Origin of the sequence: Dyadobacter alkalitolerans DSM 23607 (assembly GCF_000428845.1) — a bacterium.
Lineage (GTDB): Bacteria > Bacteroidota > Bacteroidia > Cytophagales > Spirosomataceae > Dyadobacter > Dyadobacter alkalitolerans.
Genome location: NZ_AUAS01000007.1, coordinates 289,201 through 302,992 on the forward strand (window position 1 = coordinate 289,201; position 13,792 = coordinate 302,992).

Annotated in this window: 8 protein-coding genes; 5 read left to right on the top strand and 3 right to left on the bottom strand. The window is 48.2% G+C overall.

Translation table 11 applies throughout. The features are described 5' to 3' along the window. The first annotated feature begins 3 nt into the window (after positions 1-3). The 3 genes from G395_RS0116310 to G395_RS0116320 all read left to right on the top strand — a co-directional run bounded on the left by G395_RS0116310 (position 4) and on the right by G395_RS0116320 (position 6,132). Positions 4-2,775 (top strand): DUF6797 domain-containing protein, encoded by a 2,772-nt coding sequence (locus G395_RS0116310; protein ID WP_229204189.1) that lies wholly within the window; start codon positions 4-6, stop codon positions 2,773-2,775. Between the two features lie 167 nt (positions 2,776-2,942). Then, positions 2,943-3,857: an NmrA family NAD(P)-binding protein gene (locus G395_RS0116315; protein WP_026631037.1), complete on the top strand. Its 915-nt coding sequence runs from the start codon at positions 2,943-2,945 to the stop codon at positions 3,855-3,857. Between the two features lie 94 nt (positions 3,858-3,951). Further along, positions 3,952-6,132, top strand: a complete 2,181-nt coding sequence (locus tag G395_RS0116320) for a xanthine dehydrogenase family protein molybdopterin-binding subunit (RefSeq protein WP_026631038.1) — start codon at positions 3,952-3,954, stop codon at positions 6,130-6,132. A gap of 41 nt (positions 6,133-6,173) precedes the next feature. On the opposite strand, the gene G395_RS0116325 is transcribed toward G395_RS0116320, so the two are convergent. Continuing rightward, positions 6,174-9,227 (bottom strand): sensor histidine kinase, encoded by a 3,054-nt coding sequence (locus G395_RS0116325; RefSeq protein WP_084439660.1) that lies wholly within the window; start codon positions 9,225-9,227, stop codon positions 6,174-6,176. Between the two features lie 49 nt (positions 9,228-9,276). Continuing rightward, entirely contained in the window at positions 9,277-9,906 is a 630-nt protein-coding gene (locus G395_RS0116330) for a response regulator transcription factor (protein ID WP_035361482.1), read from the bottom strand. Positions 9,907-10,079: 173 nt separating this feature from the next. On the opposite strand from G395_RS0116330, the gene G395_RS0116335 reads away from it, so the two are divergent. Next, positions 10,080-10,496 carry a response regulator gene (locus G395_RS0116335; protein ID WP_084439662.1) on the top strand — a complete coding sequence of 139 codons (417 nt, stop codon included), beginning with the start codon at positions 10,080-10,082 and terminating at the stop codon, positions 10,494-10,496. A gap of 88 nt (positions 10,497-10,584) precedes the next feature. Beyond that, a complete protein-coding gene (bla, locus tag G395_RS0116340; protein ID WP_026631042.1) occupies positions 10,585-11,319 on the top strand; it encodes a subclass B1 metallo-beta-lactamase in 735 nt (244 codons plus the stop codon). Here bla and G395_RS0116345 read toward each other — a convergent pair whose 3' ends face one another. Then, complete coding sequence (locus tag G395_RS0116345) at positions 11,320-13,740, bottom strand: ABC transporter permease (RefSeq protein ID WP_026631043.1); 2,421 nt, start codon at positions 13,738-13,740, stop codon at positions 11,320-11,322. Positions 13,741-13,792: the final 52 nt, after the last annotated feature.

A 13,792-nucleotide genomic window follows, 5' to 3' on the forward strand; every position in this document is an offset into this window, starting at 1 on the left:
ATTTTGAAATATTGCCGTAAACACTTCGGGACAGTCTGGATGTGTATTTTGACGTTGGGTTCTGTTTTTCTGACAGGTTATACGGATAATAAAACGGTTGTTGCCAATTACAAGGATTCCCTCGAACTGGGTTCGTTTATAGAGGAGAGCTTTCCCTACATTTCCACATCTGTGGATGCACGCAAGCTTGGACCGGCTTACCCGCAAGACAATATGGCGGCGCGGACATTGGCTTTGCAGCTCGGTAACGACACTTATGTTTGTTTTGACACCGATCTTTTGCGGTGGTCGGTGGCTTGGACAGGGAAGTATTTGCCGATGGTTTTGATGGCGCAGGTCTCGTACAAGGACTTTTTTAATAAGAATAACAAAATCGCTTCACTCACCGGCGATGCGAAAATAGCCACGGGGCTCTATCCCGGCTGGACGCTGGAAAAGCCATTCTCGGCAGATTTATCCAATATTAGTGAAACAAAGCAGCCAACCTGGGCGCCGATGCCTGTGGAGCAAGGTCGGTGGAAGGGCGTTTATGTGTATGGAAATCAGGCTGTTTTGACCTATACGGTGGGTAGTACGGACGTCACTGAGCTGCCGGGAAGCACGAAGTTTGAAGATCAAACGGCTTTCACGAGAGCATTTCAATTTGAAAAGACTACAAAGGAAATTTTCCTGACAGCGGCAGAAGTCCGGCAAGCAACCGGTTCGGAGGTGAAGGGTAAAATTGCATATCTATACCACGGGGCGAACAAGGATACAGTTACGGCAGTCGGCATTCTGGGCAAAGCAGGCTCATTGCAGCCTGAAATTACGGGTAATCAATTCTTGACGGTAAGGGTCCCCGCATCTCAAAAGGCTATCAACGAGACGGTTGTGATCTGGAAAGGTCCTGCCAGACTTAAAAAAGCATTTGAAAATTATTGCAAAAAGGGCGAGGTGGCCATTCCCGACTACAAGAAAGGCGGGCCGGCTCTATGGAAGGAAACGGTTGTTACCAAAGGGAAACTCTCGCCGGACACGGCAGCGTTTGTCACGGATCAGTTAACGCTTCCGTTGCCGAATCCGTGGAAGCGCAATGTGCGTGTGGCGGATGTTGGGTTTTTCAAAGATGGGCGTGCCAGCGTAGTGACTTTTGAAGGGGATGTGTGGATGATCGAAGGAATTGACAAAAACCTTCAAAATCTGAAATGGACGCGCTTTGCTTCCGGTTTTCATGAGCCTATGAGCATTGAAATCGTGAATGATCAGGTTTATGTATTTGGGCGGGAAGGCATTGTGAAATTGCACGATCTTAATAAAGATGGCGTGGCTGATTTCTACGAGAATTTCTCCAATGTGATGGAGCAATCGGCCGAATCTAGAGAGTGGGCTGCGGATATGGTGGCAGCGCCGGATGGTAGTTTTTACATTGCGAAAGGCGGAAGCCTGGACAACGGGCCGGGGATGACTGCCAAAACCGGAAAAGGATTCAGATCCGGATCGACGCAGAATGGGGCAATCCTTAAAATAAGCCGCGACGGTCTGAAATCGGAGGTGATAGCGACAGGTTTGAGGGGGCCTTACCTTGGAATTCATCCTGAAAAGGGCATTCTTACTGCTTCGGATCAGCAAGGTAATTTTGTTCCGTCAACACCTATTTATTTGATTAAAAAAGGGGATTACTATGGCGTTCAACCCACTGCCCACCGCTCAGATAATCCGGAAGTGGCGCCTCCGCTGACCTGGATTCCGCATAGAGTGGACCGTTCCAGCATTAGCCAGGCGTGGATTACCGGCAATAAGATGGGCCCGCTGAATGGCAGCCTGATCCATTTCTCATTTGGCCGGCCTGGTTTGTTCAGAGTTTTGATTGATAGTTCTTCGAATGTAACGCAGGGAGGGGTTTCGGTCATTCGTGCTGATTATCCTGCGCCCACTTCCAAAGGCATTGTTAACCCGGTCGACGGGCAGCTATATGTTGCCGGTTTCAACTTGTGGGGCTCTACTTCGACAGGCATCAGTGCATTGCTGCGCTTGCGCTATACGGGTAAGCCGAGTTACCTGCCCAACCAGTTTAGGGCTGGCAAACAGGGGGTTATCCTTGGTTTTGATGCGGAGCTTGATCCGAAAATGGCAGCGGATGCAGCCAATTTCGCAGTGAAAAGATGGAATTATCAGCGTACAGAAGAATATGGTTCCGGTCACTTCAAAATGGATGGCACTTCCGGTGAGGAAACCTTGACTGCGGCCGCTTCCTATTTGTCATCAGACCGTAAAAAGATTCTGATCCTGGTTCCCGGGATGGCCGAGGTGATGCAGATGGAAGTTTCTTATAAGCTGGCTGCGGCTGACGGCAAAAAGATGAACGATAGCTTCTGGTTTACAGTGAACAAAGCGGAAGATATGGATTTGACGTCGTATGGGTTTAGCAATGTTGATCTTGCCCTGCTGGACGTCAAAAAGCCGGTAATCGCGGAAACGGCTGATAAAAAGGTCGTGGTTTCAGCGGAACACGGCCGGGAAATATTCCAAAAAATGGCCTGTGCCGGTTGCCATTCGGAAGGCCTGAAAACAGACGGCATGTATGGTCCGCCATTTCAGAATCTGTATGGTTCCAAACGCGTTTTTGAGGATGGAACAAGCGCAGTTGCAGACGAAAAATACATTAAGGAATCTATTCTGAAACCGGGCGTCAAAATCGTGAAGGGTTATAATGAAGAGATGCCCTCGTTCGTCGGCATCCTGACCGAGCCGGACATTGAGTCTGTTACATTGTTTATTAAGTCTTTGAAAAAGTAGTTGATTTAAATCTGAAAAGTGAAACATGGAGCTGCTTTTTCGTCGGCGTTTTGATTAGAAAGACGGTTCCTGAATGAAAGTCCGTTTGGCTATACATGGAGTTGCCTTCCAGTTAATGTGTCCGGGTACAATTGTTGTATTTTCTGCTGCAACATTAAACGGATATCATGACGGACGTTACAAAATTGCCCGAACCGGGGACTATAATTCTGGCAGGGGCCACGGGCGAGCTGGGTTTCCTGACTGCAGGCTTTATATTGAAGCGAGGTGGTGTCGTGAAGGCACTCGTCAGGAAAGGCAGCAGCAACCCCCGCGTTTCAGAACTCCGGCGTATAGGGGCTGAAATCATTGAGGTGGATTTTGCTGATGTCAACGAGCTGACACGTGCTTGCGCTGGCGGGACTTGCTTGGTTTCTGCACTATCGGGGCTTCGGGATGTGATTGTGGAGATGCAGATGCGTTTGTTAAATGCGGCTGTTGCCGCCGGTATTCCGCGATTTATCCCTTCCGATTTTAGCATTGATTTCACCAAGCTGCCCGATGGCAGCAACCGCAACCTTGATCTCCGGCGCGAATTTGGCAGAATGCTCAATGACGCACCCATTGCTGCCACATCTATTCTCAACGGAATGTTTACGTACCTGTTAACCGGTCAGGCACCGGTGGTTTTGTTTAAAATCAAACGCGTGCTTTACTGGGGAAGTGCGGACCAGCCCATGGACTTTACAACCATGCGGGACACTGCCGATTATACCGCAGCTGCGGCACTGGATCCTACTACGCCGCGCTATCTGCGGATTGCGGGAGAGGTGGCGACGATCCGGGACATTCAGCGGGCAGCCTCGGAAGCAACGGGTGAAAAGTTTGGTACGCTGCGGCCAGGTGGCATGGGTTTACTTGGCACAATGATTAAAATCACGCGCACTTTATCTCCGCAGAACGACGAAGTTTTTCCACCCTGGCAGGGCATGCAATATCTTCATAACATGTTGAGTGGCAAGCCAAAAATGAGTCCGCTTGACAACGATCGCTACCCGGATATCCGCTGGACGCGCATACGCGAAGTGCTGACAACGCGCTGATATAAAGGGTAGACTTGCGGGCAGAAAGCGCTTTTTGAACTATATATAAGAAAACAAATACGATTATGCAGGTCCAAAATGACAATCAAAAGCAATGAAGCCATTTTTTGAATCTTCGGAGCCGGACATGTCACTCGATCGTGTAGATGGGCGGGTAAAAGTTACGGGGGCCGCGACTTATTCAGCAGATTACCACTTCCCTAATATGGCTTATGCCGTGCTGATTACCAGCACCATAGCGAAAGGAAGCATTGTAAGCATTGATTCCAAAAAAGCAGCGGCTGCCCGCGGCGTCCTCGCTGTGATCAGCCATTTGAATTCCCCCGGCGTTCCGGGATATGGGGATGTTAAACAACCGGCCGAAAGAGCGGCTGTCGGAACAGCATTTCGCGTTTTCTATGATAACCTCGTCTATTTCAGCGGCCAGCCGGTTGCTATGGTGGTTGCGCAGACATTGGAGCAGGCAAATCACGCTGCGTCACTCGTCAAAGTAAAATATCAAAAGGAGGCTCATCGGACTGCCTTTGAGGAAAATATAAAAAATGCAGCCCTCGAAGAAGGCGTCCGGCGAAATAAGAATTCACCTTTTCAGGATTATGTAAGGGGAAATCCGCATGCCATTCGTGATGCGAAAGTAAAAATTGAGGCCACTTACACCATTCCTACCCAGCATCACCAGCCCATAGAACCGCACGCGATCATTGCGGTTTGGGAAGGCGCGGATAAATTGACCATTTATGATAAAAATCAGGGAGTTAAGTCTGCCCAGGGGAATCTGGCGCAAGCTTTCAAACTGCCCCGGGAGAATGTAAAAGTGAATGCGCAGTTCATTGGCGGTGCATTTGGATCGGGCATCCGTGTGTGGCCGCACACGGTGGCAGCGGTGCTGGCAGCGAAGAAACTGGCTCGGCCGGTAAAGCTCGTTCTGGCTCGTGAATTAATGTTTACGTCCGTCGGCTATCGTCCTTATACGGTTCAAAAAGTGGCTATCGGGGCGGATGAAAAGGGCATGCTTTCGGCCATTGTGCATGAAGGGGTAGGGCAGACCTCCACTTATGAAGAACATTTGGAGCGGACCATCCTCGCGTCTCGCGCCATGTACGCCTGCCCGAATGTGTCTACGCGATACAGGCTTTTGAAACTGGATGTTAACACGCCGACGTGGATGCGCGGGCCTGGTGACGCAACGGGAATGTTTGCACTAGAATCGGCACTGGACGAGCTAGCCTATGCAATGAAAATAGATCCGCTGGAAATGCGGTTGCGAAATTATGCCGAAAGCGACCCGGAACGGAATCTGCCCTGGTCGGCAAAAGGACTTCGGGAATGTTACGAGCTGGGAGCTGAAAAATTTGGTTGGAAAGATCAGACCATGGCACCTCGCTCCATGCAAAAAGACCGTATGCTGGTTGGTTATGGAATGGCTTCGAGCCTTTATGGTTTTCACCGGCACCCAAGCAAAGCCAAGGCGATTATGCTCGCCAACGGGTCAGTTATCGTGCAAAGCGCAACGATGGATATTGGGCCCGGAACAGGAACAGCCATGACCAGCATTGCATCGAAAGTCCTGGGGATAAGCCCGGAAAAAATCCGGTTTGACCTGGGCGATTCCAGCCTGCCGGATGCACCGGGCCAGAATGGCTCATCCACCATTCCAAGCGTTGGCTCGGCAGTGCACGTCGCTTGCGAAGCCCTGAAAAAGAGATTGTCTGAACTGGCTGAGGCGATGCCCGACTCCGGTTCCAAGACCATTTCGTATCCCGACATTCTGAAATATCACAATTTACCACAAGTCGAAGTCACGGAAGAATCTAAATCCGGGCCGGAGCGTGACCAGTATTCCATGTATTCTTTTGGGTGTCATTTTGTGGAAGTGCAGGTGAATCCGGTTACGGCGGAAGTACGGGTGAAGCGTGTCGTCACCTGCGCGGACGTTGGCAAAATCATCAATTACAAAACCGCCAGGAGCCAATCCATTGGCGGCATAGTGGGCGGCATAGGCATGGCGCTCATGGAAGAAGCCGTTATGGATCACCGTTATGGTGGCTACGTGACCAATGATCTGTCAAGCTATCATCTCCCGGTCCACATGGACACCCCTGAAATTGAAGTAATTTACATCGATAAGCCTGATATGGTCGTCAATCCCATCGGCGCTAAGGGTCTCGGAGAAATCGCCATCGTAGGCGTAGCCGCCGCCATCGCCAACGCAGTTTTCCACGCCACCGGAAAGCGCGTAAGAGAGCTGCCGATCACAGCTGATAAGTTGGTTTGAGGAGAACTTAACAAGATGCGCTATTCAAATAAGCCCCTTATCTACTCAAAAACCAACCTTACAATTGTATGATTTTTGGTGTTGATGGTAGCGGTGATGTGGATGCGGAGTAGGACGCTTAGATCTTTTACTATTACCAGTCCGATGCCTTTTTGTTCGGGGTAAAGGGAGATTTTTAGCCATTCTTCGTAGGAGCGATAGGATTTATTGAGCCATTTTATCAGGTCTTCCGGCATGCCGGTTCCGCTATCTTCGATGATGATCTGCTTCTTGCCGTCCTCAATGCCGGAGGATATTGTTATTTCTGACGCGCTGATTTTTAATGCATTATCCAGCAAATTATGCACGATAATCGATAGCAGACTGGGATCGCTCCACACGTGAAAACCTGGCTCAACATTATTTTTTAAAACTACTTCCCTGGAAACGGCAATGCCGGAGAAAAGCGCGCAGATGCGATCGATCATGTCCCGCGCCTCTACCTGGCTCATTTGTGTGCGCGAAGAGCTGTTTTTGTTTTGAATTTTGATGTAGTCCAACAAATTTTTGGTCAGCGTTCCAATGCGCACCGTGGTGTTGAGTGTTTCGTCGCTCATCCTGTTTATCAGCGGATTACCATTTTCCAGTTTTTGTAAATAATCGTTGATATAGCGCAGCGAATAGCCGATATAATGCAAGGGCGTCTGAATGTCGTGATTTACGGCTGCTACAATCTGGCTGATAACCCGGTAATGCCGGACCAGATTGTCTTTTCGCTCTTTTTTTACCAGATAACCCGCCCGCCATTTTACAGCCATGAAGTACAATCCCAGCAAGGCAAGCGCGATCAGCAGCCGGAACCACCACATTTCATACCAGGCCGGCCGAATGTTCAGAACGATCGTTTTATAGGTGTAGTCGTTGGTCTCAAAGCCGTTTTTCTTTCTTATCGTCAGGTTGTATTTGCCGTACGACATCTTTGGAATGGAGATCGTGAAGTCGGTATTGACGCGCAACCATTTTTCCTTTCTTCCTCCGCCTGACAAGGAATAACGCATCTGAATGTTATTTACATGACCGGGATACGGCGTCGTAACCTGCAAGCGAAGCTGTTCCGAGTTATGTGGAACAAGCAGCGTGTCTTTGACCGGGATGTCTTTCCCATCCAGGCTGACAGAACTCACAAAAACCCCCCTATCAGGCAATTCGGGCTTGATTTTGTTTGGAGAAAACCACACCAGGCCATCCATTGAAGGAAGTGATAAAGTGCCGTCGGCCAGCTTTACCGAACACGGATAGCAGCCACCATTGAACTCATTCGTAGCAAATCCCTGGCTGCGGTCGTAATACAAATAGTAGACCATATTGTGACTATTCCGGACATAGTCCAGTAAATGTCGCTTCGCTACCTGAAATAGGCCCCTGTTTGTGGTGATCCAAAAAAAGCCATTCGCATCTTCGCTGATGCAATGTGCAAAGGCAAGAAACCGGTCCCTGTCCAATGGAAACGGGATCAAGCGGTCTTTTTGTAACAGGAAAAAACCGTTGCCATAAGTCGTGACCCAGGTTCCCTCCGGGGTTGTGTAAAAGCTCCGGATGCTCATATCCTTGAAGTTAGTGAGCTTCTGAAAGAGCTTGGTGCGGACATTATATCTGAAAGAACCCTTTGTAGTTCCCAGCAGAACGACGTCAGCTGACTCCTGGCCTATGATGGAAACACCTCCGAAATCTGCTTTTAAAACCAATTTAGGTTTGTAGCCGTTGCCGGACTTCACCAGTTCATGCAGCGTGTTGTTTTCCCCGCCCAGCCAGACCCTGTGTTGCTTATCGATAAAGAGCGACATGAATTTTTGCTGCAATTTTAGCTGGAAGAGTACATTTCGTGCTGTTTTATCCAGTTTAAAAAGGTCGTCACCGATCCCAAACCAGAAAGAACTGTCGGGATTCATAGCCAGGGAGAATTTGTAACCAAAGTTTTTCATAAACGGTGAAACCATGCCTGCAAAAAACGGAGCACCTGCTGCGTTCCGTCCTATGCGGTATCCCTGGCTGGTTATTACCGCATTTTTTCCAGCTGGTTTTTGTGCGTAGTAGGCATCATCGGCGTCCTTACCGGTTATTTTAAGCGTTACAAAATTTTTATTTTTAATTAAAAACAAACCCTTGGTCGTGCTTCCCAGCAGCAGAGCGCCGGTGGTTTTGCTGTAATGGGCGGCCACGATATCCTGCTCCTCAAAATCAAAACCTTGCAGGATCATCTTTGTGGTCAATCGTCCCTTAGGCGATAATTCGAGCGCGTAGAAGCTGTTATTCAGATGGAGAAAAGCACTTTTCGCAACATTGTTCCAATACAATTTAAGATTGTCTTTGCCCTTGACAAACAGAGTGTTACGAACAATGTCGCCATCGGGCGAAACGATTTCATTGCTTTTCCCAATCCTTATTCTGATAATCCTGCCTAATGCGTCGATGGCGAACGGTTGAGACCCGATCAGGAAAAAATCCCGGAACAAGCCGCGGGATGTCGAGATCAGCTTTTGATTTTTATAGCAAGAAATGGTGTTTTGCCTCCAAATGTAGAATGTTGCGCTGTCCGCAGCCACGAAGTAATGCTCCTCCATCGGCCTGTTTGGATATTGCGGGGGCAAGGTTCCCAGCATGCTGTTGTGCCTGATCTGCTTGCCTGTGAAAGGATCGGTCTGCGTGTATTTTTTATAAAAAGCGGTGTCAGACTTTACCAGCCCATTGTTGCGAATGCCAATGTACTGGTTGTCCTGCGTGAGCCCGTAAAATTCGTAATCGGGATCGGCCTGCGGACTTGGTAGGGCGGGAACAAAGCCGCGTATCCGGTTGCTTGAAATGGCCACATTGGACTTATCGAAAGTAATAAACTTCTGCCCGTCGAAACGCACGACGCCCACCTCTGTCGCAAGCCAAAAAAAGCCGTTCTTGTCTTCCATAATAGCCTTCACGCTATTCTGTGGGAGCCCGTTTTCATCCGTGAAATGTTGCACGCGGTACGATGAAAGTTCGTGTTGCGGCTGCGCTTTAATGTAAAAGGCAACGAGCATCAGGCAAAGAAAGCACCGTAAAACGATGACCGGGCAGATTCTCATTCGAGCGTCAATAACACGTTTCCATTTAAGAGAATGCCGGTGCTTGAAGTTACCCGTTCAATTCAAAATATCTCGTAAGTTCAATGACGTTGGTTACGCCGAGTTTTTCAAAGATCTTCGCCTTGTAACTGCTCACCGACGAGGACGACAGGTGAATGTGCTCGCTTATGGCTTTGGTAGACAGTCCTTTGGATAACAATTTGGCCACTTCCAGCTCTTTGTCCGTCAGCTTATCGGTAATCAAATCCTGGCTGCCTTTATTAAAAAGCTGACCGAAAACCTGCTCCATAACCGAAGGGCTCGCGTAAATTTTTCCACTGATCACACTGTCAATCGCATGCTTAAATTCCTCGTTAAGTGCCGTTTTCGAAATGTAGCCATTGGCCCCGGCTTTCAAAAAAGGGAGCGCATAAAGCTGCTCGTCGTAGCTGGAACATACCAGGATCGGGATCTTGGGCTGTTTCATCCGCACAGAGGTGATCATTCCCACTTTGTCGCCTCCAGGCAGGTTAATGTCCATGATCAGTAAGTTGTACGGCTGTTTTTCAAGCAAGGCCAGCGCTTTGTTGAAATCGCCGGTTGCTGTGACGACAGCGCCTGGCATATGTTCCATCAACAAATGCTGGATCCCCATCAAAATCAATGGATGGTCCTCGGCCACAATAATTTGAATGCTCATGAGGAACGTAAGTAATAATGACACCTGGCATATTCACATAACAAGTTAGAAAAAATAGTTATAGAATTAATTTGCCAGGGTATTTAATTTTTTTAGTCCTAAAATAACATATTTCAATTATCAATTCAATTATCTCGCGTGTCGCTGACAGCTATACGTTGTAGTTTTGCGCCATGAAAATCGCCGTAATAGACCAGCATCCGGTCCTTCGCTCAGGGATGCGCATCTTTCTCAGGGATCACTTTCAGAACCTCACAATGATCCAAACCTCTTGTATGCAAACGTTCGGGAAATGTGATGAACAGCATACTTTTGATATCATCATCATTGGTATGACAGAGGAAGCGGATGGTGTTGATGATGTTGCATTAAAGCGCATTATGAACGAATATCCGGAATCATCATTCGTCGTTTACGCTGGAAAATTACAGTGTGACCTGGCTAATTCGCTTTTGAACGATGGTGTCAGCGGATATTTACTCAAAACCAATCATCCCGACGAACTGGTGACGTGCATTAAAACGGTGATCAATGGTGATAAATATCTCTGTGAAGAGGTGAAAAGCACCGCGAACGTATATTTAGTATAGGTTAATTCGGGCTATTTGTTGGTTTAGATTTGTTTAGGCAGGCGAATTCGTTTTGTTTTACAAAAACAACAATCAACGATACGCAACGATGAGACAACTCCTGTTACTAAGCTTTCTATTTCTCCTGATATGCTGCAAATCCGCAAAGGTTTCCGACAAAAGTTTTAGCAAGGCAGACATTATTGTAGAGCAGGTTAAGCCGAATGTCTACCGGCACATTACTTACTTCCAAAGTGAGACATTCGGAAAAGTGCCTTGCAACGGGATGGTTGTATTTGATAAAGGTGAAGCCATCATTTTTGATACGCCGGTAGATGATTCCACTTCTTCGCAACTCATCAGCTGGGTTCAGGATAGCCTCGATTGTAAGGTTGTCGCCATCATTGCAACGCATTTTCACGAAGATTGTGTAGGCGGGCTCAAAGAGTTTCACCGCCGCAGGATTCCTTCCTATGCCGAAAACCGCACCATAGCCTCCACCAAACTCAAAAATTTCCCGACCCCTGAAAAAGGGTTTGATAACAAGCTTGCATTAAAAGTAGGCAACAGGGACGTGATCACGGAATTTTTTGGGGAAGGACATACCAAGGACAATGTTGTCGGTTATTTTCCAAGCGAAAAAGTAATGTTTGGCGGATGCCTCATTAAGGAAGTCGGGGCAGGAAAAGGTAATTTGGAAGACGCCAACGAAGCCGCCTGGCCCGCAACAGTGACCAGGCTAAAACAGCGATATCCCGACGTTGAAGTGGTAATCCCTGGCCACGGCAAGTCAGGCGACACTGCGCTGCTGGATTATACGATCAAATTGTTTGAGAAAAAGTGATCAGTCGGATTTAAGTGATTTGACAGGATTTAATGAGGCGGCTTTGATGGCCTGATAGCTTACTGTAAGCACGGTTAAACCCAATGCTAGCAACCCGGAAATTGTGAATATCCACCACGATAATGTGGTGTGATACTGGTATTTGGCAAGCCAGTTGGATAAGAAATAATAAGTTAGGGGAGTTGCTATGAGCAGTGCAACGACAATGAGATAAACAAATTCTTTGGAAATCATCAGCCAGATGTTCATAATGGTTGCGCCAAGCACTTTCCGGATGCCAATTTCCTTGGTTCGCCGCTCGGCAGTGAATGCTGCCAATGCGAAAAGTCCAAGGCAGGAAATAAGAATTGCGAGCACGGCGAAGAAGGTAACCAGCTTGGCAACACGCTGTTCCACTGCAAACTTCAAGCCATATTCCTGATCTGCAAACTTGAAATCGATCACTGCATCCGGCAGATGCTTCTTGAAAATGGACTGGACCTTTTCCATGGCCGTCGCCGTTTCGGTTCCGGGTTTTAGTTTAAGGTAAAGAAAATTCGGCGCGTAGGTCATGAAATAGATCGTCTGCTTCACCTGCTGAAAAGGCGATTGCATGACCATATCGTCAATCACACCCACAATGTGATATACATCATCATTAAAAGTGGCATCTTTCCAGCGGATCGTTTTCCCGATCGGATCTTTCAAGCCCATGTATTCAACGGCAGATTTATTTAAAATAACGGCCATAGAGTCGGACGGAAATGCTTTTGAAAAATCACGTCCTTCCTTCACGTGCCAGCCCACCGTGTTGCCGTAACTGTGTGAGGCTGCAATGACGGCGAAATTTTCCTGCAAGTCAGGCGCTTTTCCAGCCCACGAAAAACCGCTCGCATTGGACATCACGTCCGTCGCCGGGCCGGACGACTGCGCAACATCGGCCACATAACCCGATTGCAGCAGATCATTATTCAGCGCATCCCATGGGCCGCCTCCGCGTGGCATTTGAACATTAATAAGCCCGTTTCGTTCGTACCCAACTGCCCGGTTTTGCCCGAACTGGATCTGCCGGAAAACCACAATGGTCCCGATAATTAAAGAAACAGAAACCGTGAATTGTAAGACGACCAGTATTTTTCTTGGCAAGGATGTAATGTTGCCAAAGTGAACATTCCCCGATTTTAAGATTTTAGCAGGCTTAAAAGACGATAGATAGAAAGCAGGATAACTTCCCGAAATGACCGAAACGACACCACAAAACGCAAGGATCAGGATCCAGAAAGCCGGGCTGGTGATGAATTCGGTGCCTCGTACCAATTGCAGGTTTTTATCGGCAACCGCATTGAAATAAGGCAACGCAACTTCAACCAGAACAAATGAAATAAGCAATGCGATGGTAACGGTAATGAGGGATTCAAACAAAAATTGGAAAACAAGCTGGTAACGCATCGATCCAACCGCCTTTCGAACACCCACTTCACGGGCTCTTTTCTCAGACCGCGCCGTGCTCAGATTCATGAAATTGATGCAAGCCAGCAGCAAAATGGCGATGCCGGCAACGCTGAAAATGTACACATATGTAATCTGACCGCCCGCATTCCGGCCATTTTCCCAATCGGCGAACAAATGCCAGCGGTCCATAGGATGCAATAGTAAGCTTGGTTTCAAACTCGCTTCCATCTTATTATCCTTTACGCGGCTCATCATTAACCCACTGATCCGCTCAGAAACCGATGCAATGTTTGTTTTGGACGTAACTTTTACGAGTATTTCAAATGTCTTAATGCCCCAGTTATCCTTAGCCTCGCCCATCCATTGCCTCCTTTGGGCACTGACAAACAATTTCCAGGGTGCTATGAAATCGAGATTTTTGTATTCAGAGTTCTGAGGGAAATCTTGATAAATGCCGCCAACTTCGGCCCGCAGCTCGTGATCGATCAGGATGATTTTACCCAGTGCTTCGCCTTTTCCAAAAAATGCGCTTGCAGCGGATTCGGAAATGAGCACCGCGGAAGGGTTTTGAAGAGCCTCCCGGCTGCCTTTCACCATTTGAGGCGACAGAATGTGCGCGCCCTGCGGCTCCATGAAACGCCCTTTACGCCGAAACTTGCTCTCACCCGATAAAATATCATAATCGTCGCTGCTCCAGGATACGGCCACCTGTTCCAGATCTTGTCCGTGACTGTTGCGCAGCTCGGCAGCGAGTGGGAACGGCATATTGGCAGACGTGATCACCTTGCCATTTTGCGTCGAATTCCACATAACCCGCGCGATGCGGTCGCTGTTTTCAATCTTTTTATTGAAATTCCATTCGTCCCACACCCACATGGAGATAATCAGCGCAACGGCCATCCCGAGGGCCAGGCCGGCAATGTTGATGAAGGAATAAGCTTTATTTCTGGCAAGTCCCCGGAGAGCAATCTTCGCGTAGTTCTGTGTCATGGCTGGCAGTCGTTCGATTTACGATAAAAGCGCGCGGACTGGCAATCCTCCT